At 52.1% G+C, this 15,470-nt stretch carries 14 protein-coding genes and 1 pseudogene; 11 read left to right on the top strand and 4 right to left on the bottom strand.

All coding sequences use genetic code 11. The features are described 5' to 3' along the window. Positions 1 to 65 precede the first annotated feature (65 nt). Positions 66 to 1,232 (bottom strand): MFS transporter, encoded by a 1,167-nt coding sequence (locus GOV87_RS19585; protein WP_170825402.1) that lies wholly within the window; start codon positions 1,230 to 1,232, stop codon positions 66 to 68. A 179-nt stretch (positions 1,233 to 1,411) separates the two neighbouring features. Between GOV87_RS19585 and GOV87_RS19590 the strand changes: the two are divergent. From GOV87_RS19590 to GOV87_RS19600, 3 genes and pseudogenes are all read left to right on the top strand, one after another. Then, positions 1,412 to 1,525 (top strand): annotated as a pseudogene (locus GOV87_RS19590) (IS6 family transposase); the annotation flags it as partial. 195 nt (positions 1,526 to 1,720) lie between these two features. Then, positions 1,721 to 2,041, top strand: a complete 321-nt coding sequence (locus tag GOV87_RS19595; protein WP_170744553.1) for a hypothetical protein — start codon at positions 1,721 to 1,723, stop codon at positions 2,039 to 2,041. A gap of 80 nt (positions 2,042 to 2,121) precedes the next feature. Then, on the top strand, positions 2,122 to 3,102 hold the full coding sequence (locus GOV87_RS19600; protein WP_170825403.1) for a hypothetical protein: 981 nt from the start codon (positions 2,122 to 2,124) through the stop codon (positions 3,100 to 3,102). Positions 3,103 to 3,341: 239 nt separating this feature from the next. Here the strand turns inward: GOV87_RS19600 and GOV87_RS19605 are convergent, their stop codons facing one another. Further along, positions 3,342 to 4,316 (bottom strand): YbaY family lipoprotein, encoded by a 975-nt coding sequence (locus GOV87_RS19605; protein WP_170825404.1) that lies wholly within the window; start codon positions 4,314 to 4,316, stop codon positions 3,342 to 3,344. Positions 4,317 to 5,574: 1,258 nt separating this feature from the next. Between GOV87_RS19605 and GOV87_RS19615 the strand changes: the two genes are divergently transcribed. The 8 genes from GOV87_RS19615 (at position 5,575) to GOV87_RS19650 (ending at position 14,312) form a co-directional block, all read left to right on the top strand. Beyond that, entirely contained in the window at positions 5,575 to 6,630 is a 1,056-nt protein-coding gene (locus tag GOV87_RS19615) for a tyrosine-type recombinase/integrase (RefSeq protein WP_171212901.1), read from the top strand. A gap of 366 nt (positions 6,631 to 6,996) precedes the next feature. Beyond that, a complete protein-coding gene (gene repA, locus GOV87_RS19620) occupies positions 6,997 to 8,181 on the top strand; it encodes a plasmid partitioning protein RepA (RefSeq protein ID WP_170724940.1) in 1,185 nt (394 codons plus the stop codon). Further along, entirely contained in the window at positions 8,181 to 9,149 is a 969-nt protein-coding gene (repB, locus tag GOV87_RS19625) for a plasmid partitioning protein RepB (protein ID WP_170724939.1), read from the top strand. The genes repA and repB overlap by 1 nt, the downstream gene beginning before the upstream one ends. 177 nt (positions 9,150 to 9,326) lie before the next feature. Then, positions 9,327 to 10,376, top strand: coding sequence for a helix-turn-helix domain-containing protein (locus tag GOV87_RS19630; protein WP_170724938.1), 1,050 nt, complete (start codon positions 9,327 to 9,329; stop codon positions 10,374 to 10,376). Between the two features lie 141 nt (positions 10,377 to 10,517). Further along, complete coding sequence (locus GOV87_RS19635; protein ID WP_170724936.1) at positions 10,518 to 10,802, top strand: CopG family ribbon-helix-helix protein; 285 nt, start codon at positions 10,518 to 10,520, stop codon at positions 10,800 to 10,802. Further along, entirely contained in the window at positions 10,799 to 11,080 is a 282-nt protein-coding gene (locus GOV87_RS20705) for a type II toxin-antitoxin system RelE/ParE family toxin (RefSeq protein ID WP_170724935.1), read from the top strand. The genes GOV87_RS19635 and GOV87_RS20705 overlap by 4 nt, the downstream gene beginning before the upstream one ends. Before the next feature lie 310 nt (positions 11,081 to 11,390). Further along, positions 11,391 to 12,782 (top strand): DUF1214 domain-containing protein, encoded by a 1,392-nt coding sequence (locus GOV87_RS19645; RefSeq protein ID WP_170470000.1) that lies wholly within the window; start codon positions 11,391 to 11,393, stop codon positions 12,780 to 12,782. 378 nt (positions 12,783 to 13,160) lie between these two features. Next, on the top strand, positions 13,161 to 14,312 hold the full coding sequence (locus GOV87_RS19650; protein WP_170470003.1) for a mechanosensitive ion channel family protein: 1,152 nt from the start codon (positions 13,161 to 13,163) through the stop codon (positions 14,310 to 14,312). Positions 14,313 to 14,338: 26 nt separating this feature from the next. Here GOV87_RS19650 and GOV87_RS19655 read toward each other — a convergent pair whose 3' ends face one another. Further along, positions 14,339 to 14,572: a hypothetical protein gene (locus GOV87_RS19655; RefSeq protein WP_170470006.1), complete on the bottom strand. Its 234-nt coding sequence runs from the start codon at positions 14,570 to 14,572 to the stop codon at positions 14,339 to 14,341. A gap of 86 nt (positions 14,573 to 14,658) precedes the next feature. Beyond that, positions 14,659 to 15,470: phospholipase D-like domain-containing protein (locus GOV87_RS19660; RefSeq protein WP_254447430.1), on the bottom strand; the 812-nt coding region annotated here is incomplete at its 5' end.

Below are 15,470 nucleotides of genomic sequence, written 5' to 3' on the forward strand. Positions count from 1 at the left end.
AGCGATCCGCGTAAACGCGTGTAGAGGTTTAGCCGAGAATGGATGGTTCTTTTTGGCTGTGCGGCTCAAACATTGGGTTGCCGACAAGACAAGCTCAACGCCGCAACACAAAACACAAGCGCCAACGCGCCCCAAAGTGGCGCGTCTGTACCAAAACTGTAAAGTGCAGTGCCGAGAACCGGCCCGGCAGCAATTCCCATTCCGCGAAAAGCCGTATTGATGCCCGCCACTCGACCCTGATCCGTTGTACCGGCCGATAAGCTGAGCGCACCCATAGCGCCAGGAGCGACTGCCCCCAGAGAAGCACCAACGGCGATCATGCCAATCGCCAGAACCAACACATCATCCGCCAGAATCATGATCCCTATTCCGGCCAAAGCGCCAATACTGCCTGACCGCAGCAACCGACGCGCATCCCATCCCTTTCGTGTTGCCACAAACACTTGTGATATCGTCAACGACAGAGTTGCGCCTGCAAGAATAAAGCCTGTTGATTTCATTGCCTCGGTACTGTTTACTTGCAGGTCATCCATTAGTTTAAGCCCGATGATCGGAACCACCATGGTGTAGCCAGCAAAGCCTGCCATCGTGATCGCAAAGAATTTCCAGAACCGAGACAATCGAATGGGTTTTTTCGTCCTTGGCCGGATATGTAATTGCGAGGTCGGAAGAAATTTCAAAGACAGAAAAAACGCAAACAAGCCTGCTAGAAGAAGCGCAACAAAGCCGACTGCAATGCCCCGCTCGGCGGTCAACCAGAGCAGCATTGAACCTGAAAGTGCGCCCAAACTGACGGAAGCCCCCATAAGACCCATGCCTGAGACGCGCGTCTTGCTGTCTGTAGTATCGGCAATGAGCGCCTGCGTCGACGGAATGAGCGCCCCACCGAACACGCCCTTTACGGTGCGGGCAACTGCAAGCGTATAGACCGTTGCGCTGCTGGCCAGAACCAACATGTTTGAGAACACCAGCGCCATTATCAACGGGCTGAGCAAAACAAACGGAATAGCGGTCAAAACCAGGGAACGGCGGCCCACGCGCTCTGACAAAACGCCCCATAGGGGCGCTGTGGGTACAACAGCCAACGCGCCGAGACTTAGGATTATGCCGACTTGTAATTCGGTGATGCCATAGTCCCGGCTCACCGGACCAAGGCCACCGGAAAGCAGTGCGTTTGACGCAGCATAGACGTAGACACCAGATACAATTGCAAGGCGCTTAATCAGGATCAATACGTTACTTTCAGTTGCCAATATGAAATAATTAAGATGTTCTCGAGCATTAGGGCCGATTGAAGCAAGATCAAGTTCTTATGTTTGTTGAGAGGGTTCCGTTGCAATCCTTCGACCATTGATGATTTCGGAATTAGCGAGTGAATGTCTGTCGGTCGTATCAAGTCGAAAGCCAGCTCATGATTTCTTTCAAAGGTGCACAGGCACCGGAGTATGTGATCCTATTCGCAGTGTTCTTCTATGTTCGATACGGCGTTTCCTATCGCTATCTGGAAGAGATCATGGCGAAGCGAGCCAGCAAGATCTCTCCAATTTAGCCAACATCACATGTTCAGAAGCGCCCCAACGCCTCCAGGGCATGTAGGAAGAAGGCCTGATCGAATTGAACTACGGACGTATCAGAACTCTCGACCCGATCGCATTGGATAGTAACGTCGCGGAATAGAATTTTGGTTTTGTTACCAGGTTCTTTGAAGTATGAATCCAGGTTGAAAATTGCAGTGGTCAGCTGCTCTGATGCAGGTTTTTTGCATTTAGCCGCCTCGACGGGCTCTGAAGGTATTTTCCATGGGTCGGCCCAAACCGATGTCGTCCACGCCACCCAACTGGAAATCCCCGAACTGGCGAATATCTCATTGCCGATAGCCTCGATTCAATTTGGCACCTTGACAGGCCAAGGACTTATCCGGTCGGAATACGGACGTATCGTTTTGATCGATCCAGAAGGCTTGGGGGGATTCGATAAATGCTTAAGTGGCAGCAAAATCTCAGGTCATCGCGCAGCCCTGATCGCAATCGAAGTGCGGTAAGTTTTTTGCTTTTTGTCGTCATCGTATTCGGTTTCGTTTCCACGCCAAGAATGGTAAACGCTTGCCCGGTGTGCACGACATTGCCAGAGACAACGCTCGCAGATCACCTACTTGCAGCCGAGATCGTCGTTCTGTCCGGGCCTGCTCCGGATAATCCCTTCAAATTCACTCCCGTAAGGGTCATAAAAGGCACTTCCGAAGGGCTTGAGCGGATGCCCGAAATCCCCTTCCTGATCGATAGCCGTACGCGTGCTGCATTCCGGGCCGACCCTGACAAGTTAATTTTGCTGACTTTTGGCACCACAACCAAAGATGCGGCCGGGCGTGGGCTGTCGCGCAAATGGACCAGAATTTTTTCTCTGACCCCCGACAGAGAGCAATTTCTCGAAGCTCTATGGATCGTGGGTGAGCATTGGCGACCGGGCAAAGGGAACTACGCCGAACGGGTTGAGTTTTTTGCACAGTTTCTTTCGGACAAAGACTTGGTGCTACGCGATACCGCACTGATCGAAATAGATCGTGCCCCCTACAGCAGCATCCAGATTTTGCGCAACAAGGTTCCTGTAGACATGTTGCTGCAAGAATTCGGCACCATTAACCGGCTAAGCTTTGTTCCGGTTTCGATCCGACTGATGGGGCTGCAAATTGACGATGACAGGGCGAGAAAAGCGGTTCAATCCCGGTATTCACAAGCGATGCATTCAAACTCGGCTTACGTGTATGAATGGGCTCTGTCAGGGATCGCCATGGACGGATTGTCGGCCATTGAAGTCGTCAGCGATGCATTGAAGACGGAGACCTTGAAGCCGAACAGCAAGCGATCGCTTGTGCGTGCATTGGCCGATTGTGGCACGGTATCTCCTGCATTCAGAAACCGGATTACTGGGGTCTTCGCCGAGGTATTAAAGGACGATAGTGCATTGGCAATGGAAATTGCGATTGCGATGCGGGACTGGAACGAAACTCAGCTGGATGAACAGCTGTTGGCCTTGTTGGACAGTGAAAACCTTGACCCGGTCACGCAATTTATCATTCAAGCCAAACTTGCGCCCAAAGACTGAAGTCAAAGAAGTTTGACGCAAATATCGTTTTTGATGACGTTCGTTGCGTGCGCGAGATCGACATCGCCCGGAACCATGAACGTTTTGATCAGCCGATACCTGACCTCGGCAATACCCCCAAACGCGTGGCCGTTTGCAACGTCACAGGCAAGGGCAAAATCATTGTATTAGTGAAGACAATCGAAAACCGCGGCACCCGACAGACAGATAAGGCCTGGAAGGTTCGACAAAGTGCCGTTTCAGGGCAAGGCTACGGCTTCGAGGAATACGACCGTCATACCATCGGCGGTAAGCAGCTCCATCGTCGGACCGGTCACGACCGCCTCGCTCACCGCAGCCATACCTTTGGTCCAGGCACGCTCGATTTTATCAAATGGCGGTGGGCAAGCCGTCAACGTCATGGGACCAGCAGTCAAAGACAGCGCGGAGCCTTCAAGTGCGTAACTTCCATTGATGATGTTACAGCCGACAGTCGACGTAAAAGCCCCCTCACTGGAGCGCAAAATAAAATGGGGTTCTCGCTCGGCCTCGGTATTCTCGAGCACGCGGCTTGCAATCGATAGGATACGCCAATAGGTGTTTTCAACATCCGCGTCCGCCATTGCGCGCTCACAGGTCAGTCCTGGTACGAACCCGGCAAGCCGCTCTATCACAAGCATATCGCGCTTGCCACCTTCCATGCCTTGGCGTTTCGCTATCTCGCCTTCGAGTACTACAACGACCGGCGTCATCGGCGCGGCCTGTGCATCCAGGTATCCGCGTTCGGCATCAAGGTAAGCGCCCTCGATCGCGACCGGGTAAGTGTCTTTTGTCCCGCATTCTGTAAACGTCGCGGCGTCTGCAGAATAGACGAACTCTCCGATCATTCGGCGGGGCCGTTCAACCGGGATTTGTACTTGAACCATGTTGATCTCCACATCCATGCCAGCGCCGTCCGTTAACACCGGTGTATGCGTGTCAGTGGTGAACAGTAACCGCTCGCCTAACCGCAGGCTCGCTCGGACTGTGTAACGCCGTGTATCCTGAATGACATCGGGGTTGTAGGGGATCGCGAATTCGTAGGGCGGGTTGCCCGCTTCGTTCACCGTCACTGTGCTGAGGATTTGCGCCGGGACATCCATCAATGATACATCCTCAAGCCGAACCTCGAAGGTCACTCCGGGCGGCATGGCGATCCGTTCCCGGAATGTGGCCGTTCCAGTAATTGTTTCCATCGCATTCGCTCCAAACCCGGCGAAGCAAAGAATCGTCGCCAGGAAAGACTCAAAAACTCGCATCGCCGTAATCCTCTCGATTATGTCTCGACGTCAACCTATGGCAGAAGGAAGCTAAAGGTCCATGACGAATGATCTTCTGAACCATGACCCGATCGCACGTTCAGCTACGTTCTTGAACCAATACGCTTCAAGCGCGCTATGGTGTGAGAGGCTGACTCAAATCACATTCGAATTAAGAAATTATAGTAGTGGGCATTGGCGCTACCTCAGCGTCTCATCCCATGTGCCCCGAATCGTGAATTATCACGCTTGACTGTTGTCACTGTGCCCTTAATTTCTGGACGCAGATGCATCTTGGTGCATTTACCCAGGTTTTGTGCCCTTAATTCTCGGATATCCACAGGCCACCAACCAGGGACCTCACATACATTCGGTGAAGGACCGAAGGGTCCCTGTACCGGATCACGTCTGCCTAACACACGACTTATCCCCAGAATGCACGGTCTTGGAATTTAAGGCACAGTCCGGCAATTAAGGACACAGTCCAGAAATTAAAGGCACAAATTGGAACTGATTTTACTCAATTTTTTGAAGCAAGCGTCCAGAAATTAAGGGCACCGTGACACACGATCAAACCGCCGCTCTGTTTCGCCCCAAACGTCACCGCCTTTCAGCCCATTCCTTTCGACATGCCCGCGCCGCTGCTTTCGAAATTTGGACCGAATATGGACGCGAGCTCAACGCTTGAAATCAACGTACAGTTCCTGTCTCGCGGGCCGTCGAAAATAACCTGACAAAGCCGCTCTACAATAGGCAGATGGCTCTGTTGCAACAGAACCCACCTCGCCTTCTTGAATTCTGTTACAGAGCATGACCTACGCCTGTATTACGCTCATTATAAGGACTTTTTGATCGTTACATCCAAGGTATCTTCAAAATACTATTACACCCGATAAGTATCGCTTATCATGCTTGATTGATTTTACCGGGGAATGGGCGCAGAATGCGGGCCATGAAGTGTCGGTTTTCCTTAACCAATGGACTCGCGACGGCATTGGTCCGTAACCCGTAGACCCCTGCCCCGATCCGGCAGCAAACCATATTAGATGCAGCACAGTAACCTGCAATTTTGTAAACAAATACCGGCACAAATCTGGTCCGCATCTACACTTAAAGGAACAACTCAGCGTAAGGCCAACCATGAAACATGGTGAAAACAAGCAAGAACAGTCTACAGGTTAGGGAAAATCGACACATGAAGCCCCCTGCCCCATACCTCCCCGCCGCAGCCCCTGCCCTCTCGGAAACAGATCAGGAGGCGCTCACTGATCTTTATGTGCGCGGCACACCGGAAAACACGCTGCGGGCATATGACCGGGATTTACTTTATGTCACCGCCTGGAAGTCCGCGCGGTTCGCAGCGACGCTGGACTGGCCGGAATCTGAGGCCACCGCCCTCGCCTTCATTCTCGATCACGCCCGCGATCTGAATGACGCACCAGAAACGGATGTGGCGCGCGAAACCGCAGAAGCGCTAATTGCTCAGGGGCTGCGCAAGTCCCTCGCCTGCCCTGCCCCTTCGACGCTGGACCGGCGCATCGCCTCCTGGCTTGCCTTTCATCGAATGAAGAACCTGACCAGCCCTTTCGGGGCGCCGCAGGTGAAGCAGGCCCGTGCCAAGGCGCGCCGGGCTGCAGCCCGGCCCCCTGCCCCAAAATCGCAGCGCCCGATTACCCGCGATGTGCTCGAGCAGTTGCTGTCCACCTGTCGGGGGTCCCGGCGGGATTGCCGCGACCGCGCCATCTTGATGCTGGGTTGGGCTTCTGGTGGTAGACGGCGCTCGGAGATCACCGGGTTGATGTTTGAAGACGTCTCGCTGAAGGAGTTCGACGAGAAAAGCCTGGTTTGGATTTCACTTCTGGAGACCAAGACGACAACCAAAGGTGAAACGCCGCGGCTGGTGCTGAAAGGCCGCGCGGCCCAGGCGCTGGTCCATTGGATGGAGGTTGGACAGATTAAGAACGGGCCACTGTTCAGACCAGTCTCAAAAGCGGATCGTGTGCTGAAACGTCGGCTTTCGCCGGACGCTATCTATCAGATCGTCAAACATCGCCTCCAGTTGGCGGGGTTGCCGGAGGACTTCGCCTCGCCGCACGGTCTGCGTTCTGGGTTCCTAACCCAAGCCGCACTGGACGGCGCACCAATCCAAGCTGCCATGCGCCTCTCGCTACACCGCTCCATGGCCCAGGCGCAGAAGTACTATGACGACGTCGATATCGCAGAAAACCCGGCAACGGACCTGTTGGGGTGAGGAAATACGCAATCAGCTCAATTGGCCCCCTGCCCTTCCCTATTTCTTGTCTTGGTGCGCAAGCCGTTTCTTCTTTTGTGCCAACTGCTCGTTATGAAAAGCTCAACTCGAGGCGGAGCATTCGGAAGAGTTTTGTGTGTATGCCTACTTTTTGCACAGCAGAACTTCATCAGCTATAAAAGCCCGGGAACCGCTTCAACGAGGTTTACAGCTGTAAACCACTTTGCTTTGATGCAAAGCGTATGTAGTTCACAGCTTTGTAGAACCCACAATATAAGCGAAAATCCTTGACTTAGGACAATGAATCACGCCTGTTTGTCTCAAGTGGCGCAAAAATGACCACATTCTTTAATTTGAGGCAACTACATGATTCCCGTGACACCACTTACGGCAGAACGACCATCGGCTCTCGCCACGGAAATTTCTGAGAGATTAAACTCGGCCATCCGGGAACATCTTCTTGCGGCATTTGCCCCTGACAACACCAAATCACTACGCAACTTTGCAGCCCCAGAAGCGGCCGAACTCTTAGGTGTCTCAGGTCAATTCATGCGTAAGGTCCACGCAGAAGGAACGATTCCTGAACCAAAAGACGTGCGTAGCGGTCGACGCTACTATACCGCCCATGAGCTTTGGGAGGCTCGCGAAACGCTTGAGAAAACCTCTCGCAAAAAGGGGCGCTATATCCCTCGTCGGACTGAAGGAGAGAAACTCCAAGTCTGGCAGTTGATGAACTTCAAAGGTGGCAGCAGCAAAAGCACCACAACAATTCACCTGGCCCATTATTTTGCGCTTCGCGGTTACCGTGTATTGGCCGTTGACCTGGATCCACAAGGCTCGCTTACATCCATGTGCGGCATCAGCCCGGAAATTGAGTTTGACGGACTGACGATCTACGATGCTATTCGGTATGAAGATCCGGTAGATATGGCGGACGTTGTGCTTCCGACATACTTCCCCGGTCTGTCTGTGGCACCGTCTCGGCTTGTTCTTTCCGAGTTTGAGACAGAATCTGCCGTTCACTCCAACCCGGACCATCCGTTCTTTACGAGAATACGGAATGCCTTGGCCCAGGTAGAAGGCGATTTTGACCTAGTTCTGATTGATAGCCCACCTCAACTCGGATTCTTGACAATAGCCGGGATGGCCGCCGCTAGTTCATTGCTTGTGCCACTGACACCTTCGATGCTGGACGTGTCTTCGACGGCTCAATTCCTCGAACTCGCTGGTGCTTACATGGCAGTCATTGAAGATGCTGGCGCTACGCTCGAATACGATAACTTCAAGTTCCTGATAACGCGTGACGAGCCGACAGACGTGCCGTCTCAACAACTGGCTTCGTTCATGCGAGCACTGTTTCAGGATCGCGTTATGTCAGCTACGGCCCTCAAAAGCACTGCAATCAGTGACGCCACAATGCTCAAACAATCAATTTACGAGGTCGTGCGGTCGGAAATGACACGCGCAACTTATGATCGGGCAAAGAACTCAATGGATGCGATCGGCTCCGAGGTAGAGCAAATGATCCATCAAGCGTGGGGACGCAGCTAATGGCTAGAAAATCGCTTCAGGAGATGTCAGGGATCGCAAACACCATCGCGCGCTCTAGCCCCAAGGCCATCGACAAAACCCCAAAACCCAATGCCCCTGCACTTGGTGCGCTTCAAGGCTCTCTGGCTGCAATCAGGGAAATTGACCCTGCCCTGATCGACGATTGGGGGCCAGCCGATAGGCTTGGTGAGTTTACAGCTGTAAACACTGACGAAGAAGACGATAGCTTTGAAAGCTTGATATCGAGTATCCGAGACGGCGGCCAACAAGTTCCCATTCTTGTCAGAAAATCGAAATCCGACGGTCGATACGAGGCAATTTATGGGAGGAGGCGGCTGAAAGCCTGTCGTGAACTTGGCATTAAGGTCCGCGCCAATGTTCAGGATATCGACGATGCCTCGGCGCTACTCGCCAAGGGGCTTGAGAATGCTGCGAGGCGCAATCTTTCCTTCTACGAGAAAGCACGTTTCGCCGAGGCGATCCTGACTTCCGGGCATGACTCTGCAACGGTGCGGCAAGTATTGAACCTTTCGAAATCAGGGCTGTCTCACCTGACAAAAGTTACGCAACATGTTCCTGCAAAGATTGGTGACATGATCGGCGCAGCCCCAAAATCAGGCCGCCCAAAATGGACCATGCTTGCAGAACACTTCGTTGCAGGCAAGCTGGCGGGAGATGAAGCGGCAAACCTGCTTGCAACCATTGAGCCATCAATGTCGTCAGATGATCGGCTGGAAATGCTCCTAAAAGCAGCTGCCAAACGTGGTGCACGACAAAGAGAAAGTGCAGCCGAAGTCAGCCCAATTGAAGGAGTTACAATCAAATCCACCAACGGATCACTAACTGTTTCGGTCAAAAGGACCGGAGCTAACGCTGACTTCGCTAGCTGGTTGGACAAAAACATGGCTGAAATCATCAAGCGCTCACACGCTGAGTTTACAGCTGTAAACGCCGAGAAAAAGAACTGAGGACGAGCAGAAAGGAGGAAGGCAAACAAACAAAACCCCCGAAACCGGAGCTTCGAGGGCTGCTGCGCAAAGCGCAATTCTTAGATTAGACACCTAGAATCTAGCAGCACCCGAATCGCCACACAAGAAAAAACGCTCTTGAGCGAACGGGTAATTTTTGTCTGCCGATAGATAATCATGAAAACAGTAGCAGCATTGGCTCCAAATGGAGCAAACTTGTCGGGGACGGCAGGGCAGGGGAGTAGTACGCCCAAAAAATGGATACTTCTTCGCGCCGTTGAAGAGGCCAGAGAACCTCTTGGGTTGAAATCCACAACTCTCAATGTCCTGAGAGCCATGATTTCTTTTGTGGGCGGTGATCAGATTACTGCGGACCAAGATGATCATCACATCTGCTTCGCTTCCAACGCGGCGATCGCCAAACGAACCCATGTCAGCGTGCAGACAGTTGAGCGTCATATCTCGACGCTGGTTGAGCTTGGACTTATCCGCCGCGTAATGAGCGCAAACGGCAAGAGATGGGCGCGCCGGGATCGACAGGGCAGGGTGGTCACTGCAACTGGGCTCTCCTTAATGCCTTTGTGTGAACGGCACGCTGAGTTCATCCAAGAAGCCCAGCGGCATGCTGATCGCGTTCTCGAGTTCACTGTACTCCGCGACAAGGTTTCCGCCGCTCTGGCGCGCCTTAGGGACCTCGTAGCAAATGACACCGCGATCTCTGATTTGATGACCACCGTCCGCAATGCTCTGCGTCGCAAACCAGATGCGAATGTACTCTGCGAGCTATTGGCAGAAATCTCTGTGGAAATCTCAGAAGTAACACAGACAGATACAGAAAATTTGAGGGACAGTGACAATGAAATTGAGGGGCACAAAGAGGACTCTTTGAATCCGGAAGTTAAGAAAGAAAAACTTTATCAGATTCAAGTTTCTCCAGACCAAATGGAGCGCAGTTTTCCACGGCTATGCTCAGAGCTACGCTTTGCAAAAGATCAGCACCACTGTGATCGGCTTATGGATGATATCGCCGAGTATCTACGGCTTGGCCAAACCTGGTATGCAATGAAATCAACGTTTGGCCCAGCTATTCGCTTCATCGTTCTCGGGTACATCTTTCAGCGTGCTGAGAACATACAGTCTCCAGGGGCTTATCTGATTTCTCTGATGTCAAAGATCGATCGGGGAGACATGCAGCCAACCGCATTGTTGGCGCAAAACTCAAAATAACCGCGGACGAGCAGGCCGTACTTATGAATTCCCATCTCGCTTATGAGTTCAGAGCAACAGATGAAGTTCATCCCATCGATCTATTGTGAATAGAATGCGGATGTATTACATTGTACTACACAGCGGAAACAGGTGATTGCGATGAGAACCAGCCCATATTCAATCCGTCTTGATGAAGACTTGAGAAAGTCTCTGGAACGAGAAGCTGCGATAGAAGATCGGCCGCCTGCGCAGCTCGCTGTACGAGCAATTAGAATGATGTTGGAATCCAAGGCCGCAAAGCGAGCAGCCATTGATGCAGCTGTCGAAAAAGCAGATCTAGGTAAGTTCATCACGGCAGACGAAATGAATGCCTGGATAGACAGCTGGGATACCGAGAATGAGCTCTCTGCTCCGGTCGCAAGCAGGCAATCCAATAGCCAATGAAAATTGTATTTCTCGAAGATACGGCCCGGGACATTCAATGGTTCCGCTACTACTACACGTCTGTTTTTCCTGAAGGCAGCGAAAAGGCACGAGCACAGCTCAAAGCCATTCAGCTTACTCTTGCAGCAAACCCGTATGCAGGTCACCCAAGTGACACACGCCAAGACGTACGGGAGCTTTCAGTACCGCGAACCCCATTTACGCTAATCTATCGTGTAATGCCCACTCAGATAGAAATTCTGCGTCTCTGGGATACCCGGCAGGGCGCAGACTATTAAAACCCGGAGTCTAAACTGGCGGCATCAGCCAGGCAGCGTAGGGGGTAAGAAATCGAACTTATTCTGCTATTCGACCTCTAGCTTCTGTACAGAGGGCGGGAAGCAGTCGTTCGCTAGAGCTGCGATGCGATCTGGAAATTTTCGGCAAAGCTGACGTTCGACATGGGAACTGTAAGCTCCACTACGCGAGACAAAGTAGAATTTTGAGGTCGACCGCGCATACCCATCGTTTTCAATTCCGGGTGATCCTCGACAAAATTGCATAATTGCAAAATAGTCACAGGAGTTACCCGAAACAGGAGCTCGTATCATGAAGCTAATTCGCACCCTTTCCACTTTCCTGGCGATAGCGATGACCATCGGACAGTTGTCTGCGCAAGAACGGGATTTTGAGCGGGAGCGGTTTGAACGTCGTGCATACGAGAGCGCTCTTTGGGCGCAGCCGCTCGTTTCTGGCAATCAAATGATTGTCGGAGCATTAGACTCAGGCCAAAAACTCAACCAAGTCGCCTATTTTTCTAAACCACCCAATTGGAAGTTCCAGTCACCGACGCCCAATAACTCTACGCCTTACGTAAACCTCATTTATGATGTCAAGGACGGCCCAGTGGTGGTGGAGCTTCCGGCTGCGACTGAGAGATATAGCATCTTTGGCACATTCCTCGATGTCTGGCAGCGACCGGTCGTTGATGTCGGTTCGGATGGCGATGACAAAGGCGAAGGCGGAAAGTACTTCATCTATGCCGCAAACACCGATGCCAAGGTGCCGGAAGGATATCTGCCTGTGCCCCTCAAAACCTATCGCGGTTACGGTACTTTACGCATCATCACGCCTGATCTCGAGCCTGCGACCCTCGAAGGTGCAGAAGCCTACATACGTGCCGGCATCCAACAATATCCCTACGGCAGCGATGAGCGTTTGCCGCATATGGACATCTACGATGTTTTGTATTCTGCGCAGTTTCCGTTCGACAGCAGCTTCTTCGACCGTTTGCAGGAAATAATAAATCACGAAGAGGTTCGCGAGATCGACAAATACCCGTTGGGTATGTTGAGCAGCCTCGGAATTGAACGGGGTGGGGCTTTTGATCCCACCGACGGAGAACGGGCAATTCTTGACGATGTGATGGCCCGTGTTCACGCGGAATTGCAGAATAAATTGAGTGTGATACCTCCTCTCAGGTGGGGCAACGAAACGCAATGGACGCAACCAGTTGCAAACTCAATGATCCAAACGATGATGACCTACGAAGACGAGAACAAGGTCTTTATCGATGATCGGGCCTTCACTTACTACACGTACATTGCGCCCCCAGTGAAGCTCGGCTCAGCGACGGCGTACTTGATGGTGACGCGTGACAAATTTGGTGAAGCATTGGAAGGCGACAAAAGCTATCGAATGACTGTTCCTGCCGATGTCCCGGTCGAGCAGTTCTGGTCTATTCTCGTGTACGATGTAGCGACGGCTTCTTATATCCGTGGAGCGGACCCAATCGGACTGGCCTCGACAGAAAGCCCGACGCCCAAAGTCAACGACGATGGCAGCGTGGACGTCTACTTTGGCCCGGAGGTTTTAAACGAGGGAGTTAACTACCTCCCGACCACGGGCGCTGCGAATTACTTCTTACTTTTTCGATTTTACGGCCCGACGGAGGCCTACCGAAACGACAGTTGGAAACTAAACGATCTGGAGCCAATGTAAGCGTGTGAGGCGCGCTGCTTCGAGTGTTAACCCTGAGTCGATTGTGTTGAAAATTTTGAATGCGAGCCGAGGCGGGAAAAACTCCTGCAAAAACAATATTTTGTGAGCTTTGTGTCCTGAGGGCTAAATCAAAAAGAAGGCGTTCCAGATTTTTGGCGCTAGTTCCGCGGCGGCGAGTTTTCCAAACCAATCTGCCGCAATAGAGTCTTGGTACTGAGCTCAGCGCTCGGTTCGAAGAAGAATTAGGAGGGCACCGCTCAACCGCTCGAAAATAGTGCCGGTGGATATAGTCAATTGCGCCGACAGACACCACTGCCTATGGTCAATCGGGTGCTTTTGCGCCACTCTTTCAGGCCCAAGGTGCACAGCGTAGATCGCATGGATTTAACCACAACATCGTTCGAGACCTTTGTGGCTTCAGCCACAGTTAGCCTCAATGAGTGGATGGCTACCGTGTACCCTGACCAATTGGTTGGGGCGGTGCTAGTCTGCGCTCTGCTTGTTGGTCTTCGTCGTAAGATCGCCGCACTTGGGTTAAAGCTGCTGAGGCAGATTTTGGATCGTTTTTCGGTATCACTTCCAGACGAAGTCAACGCCCAGCTAAGGTCTGCGTCTGAGATCCTTGTGTCCGCGTTTGCTCTGTTTGCTGCAACTCAATTGTTAGTGCCAGATGGAGTAGCAAAGCTCTTGTTAGAACGGATCATGGGCTCTGTCGCGATTATCGCGGTCTTTGGCGCATGGTATCGACTAAGTGGCCCGTTCGCGGCATTGCTGTGGACTGACAAATTGTCTTTGGTTCCGTCAGAAACGGGCTGGGTTCAGCGTGTAATGCAATTCGCCATTCTGCTGTTCGGTTTGACGTCGTTGTTGCGTGTTTGGCAAGTGGATATTTCGGGCGCGCTGACAGGAGTTGGGGTTTTAGGAGCAGGGTTAGCCATCGCCGCTCAGGACTTAGTGCGCAATCTCGTGGCTGGCATGACTAACATTAGTGAGAAGCGCTTCGAAACAGGAGATACCATCGCTGTTGGTGGCGACGTTTTTGGAACTGTTGAGGCGATTGACCTTAGGTCAACCAAAATTGTGGGATTTGATCAGATACCTAGACACATCCCCAACTCGGACTTAGCGAATGCCACAGTTCTCAATTACTCACGGCTGAAGCGGCGACGTGTGTATCTAAAAGTTCCCCTGGTGCTTTCGTCTACCCAACAACAGATAGAAGCCGTTCGCGACGGTATCAGAGATTACCATCTTAAATCAGGCGACTTTGATACTGGCGATGGTGCACCAAAATACATCTACGTGAATGAACTCGGGCCAAGCTCCGTTGATATCATTATTTACGCATGGACTAAGGGACCGACCTGGGAGGAGTTGCTTCAGGTCACAGAGCGGCTGACTTTAGCAATCCTCAGGATAACCCGCGATGCAGAAACTGAACTCGCTTATCCGACTCAAAGCCTACACCTTCAGGCAAATGGCGACGCTAAATCATTGAAGATCTCTGACATTACAGGCGCTTATGACTAGCTTACCTTTGTCAGAGGCACAGCAATCTACGTAGCCTTCTTCATTCGGTCATATGCTGCTTTCATCTTGAGGCCGAGTGAGCGGGCTGCTTCGCCCACTTCTTCAGCAGACTTGTCAAATTCTGATTTGCTCAAAAACTTGTCCCATTCGGCTTGGAGTTCTGTCCATTCATCCTCTGCTTCTTTTGAGGCAAGATGCAATTGCAGCTTCAGTTCGTCGCGGCGTTGCTGGAGTTCTTTCATGAGTGACGTTAAATCCATCGGCGCTTGTCCCAGTACGGTTTAGGTTCACCAAACGGTGCCAGAACAAGCGAAAAAGTCAAGCGACTTGGGCCCTGTCTGATCGCTCACAACAACGGGCTCAACAAGCGTGCCAGCGGGGCACCATGGCGCTGTTTGAATCCGCGGTCGGCAAGCTTTTCTTTCAATCGGAACGATCTTGCGAAGTCTGCCTCAAACATGGCTGCAACCTCGGAAGCAGTGTGTTCGTCAAAGATTACTGCTGTCTCCTCAAAGTTGAGGCGACAAGAGCGATTGTCCAAGTTGGTGGTCCCTACTGATGATATCGTGTCATCCACCAGAACCACCTTCTGGTGCATAAAGCCATCGTTGTATCTCCATACCTCGACGCCAGCATCCATGACCTCATCAAAATAGGCGAGTGCGGCCAGCCACGGAATGGTGTGATCGATTACTTCAGGAGTTAGGAGTTTTACGTCTACTCCCCGCATGGCTGCAAGCTTGAGCGACGTCAGAATATCGTTCTCGGGGACAAAATACGGTGACGCGATCCAGAGACGTTCAGTTGCTGCATTGATCAAAGTGCAAAAATAGAAGCTCCCGGTATCAAAGGTATCACCCGGCCCGGTCGCGATGATAACGGCGTCTTTATCGGCTTCTGTTTTCTTCACATCCCAATCGAGTTCGCTGATCAGGTTTTCGCGTGTTGCCCAGTGCCAGTCTTCAGCGAAGATCAGTTGCAGTTGCAAAACAATGGGGCCGGTAAGCCGCGCGTGGGTGTCCCGCCATGGACCAAATTTTGGGTCTTCGCCCATGTACTCATCGCCCATGTTCAGACCGCCCGTGAACCCAATCTCTCCGTCGGGTGTTGTCACGTTAACCGTCGTTCGGTTGCTCATGCTTGGATTTGGACATAGGT

The sequence above is a fragment of the Ruegeria sp. HKCCA5426 genome (assembly GCF_013034585.1).
GTDB lineage: Bacteria > Pseudomonadota > Alphaproteobacteria > Rhodobacterales > Rhodobacteraceae > Ruegeria.

Coding starts and splice junctions, on each gene's coding strand:
- GOV87_RS19605 (WP_170825404.1), bottom strand. CDS start 4,316: ATGGAAACAATTACTGGAACGGCCACATTCCGGGAACGGATCGCCATG.
- GOV87_RS19615 (WP_171212901.1), top strand. CDS start 5,575: ATGAAGCCCCCTGCCCCATACCTCCCCGCCGCAGCCCCTGCCCTCTCG.
- repA (WP_170724940.1), top strand. CDS start 6,997: ATGATTCCCGTGACACCACTTACGGCAGAACGACCATCGGCTCTCGCC.
- repB (WP_170724939.1), top strand. CDS start 8,181: ATGGCTAGAAAATCGCTTCAGGAGATGTCAGGGATCGCAAACACCATC.
- GOV87_RS19630 (WP_170724938.1), top strand. CDS start 9,327: ATGAAAACAGTAGCAGCATTGGCTCCAAATGGAGCAAACTTGTCGGGG.
- GOV87_RS19635 (WP_170724936.1), top strand. CDS start 10,518: ATGAGAACCAGCCCATATTCAATCCGTCTTGATGAAGACTTGAGAAAG.
- GOV87_RS20705 (WP_170724935.1), top strand. CDS start 10,799: ATGAAAATTGTATTTCTCGAAGATACGGCCCGGGACATTCAATGGTTC.
- GOV87_RS19645 (WP_170470000.1), top strand. CDS start 11,391: ATGAAGCTAATTCGCACCCTTTCCACTTTCCTGGCGATAGCGATGACC.
- GOV87_RS19650 (WP_170470003.1), top strand. CDS start 13,161: ATGGATTTAACCACAACATCGTTCGAGACCTTTGTGGCTTCAGCCACA.
- GOV87_RS19655 (WP_170470006.1), bottom strand. CDS start 14,572: ATGGATTTAACGTCACTCATGAAAGAACTCCAGCAACGCCGCGACGAA.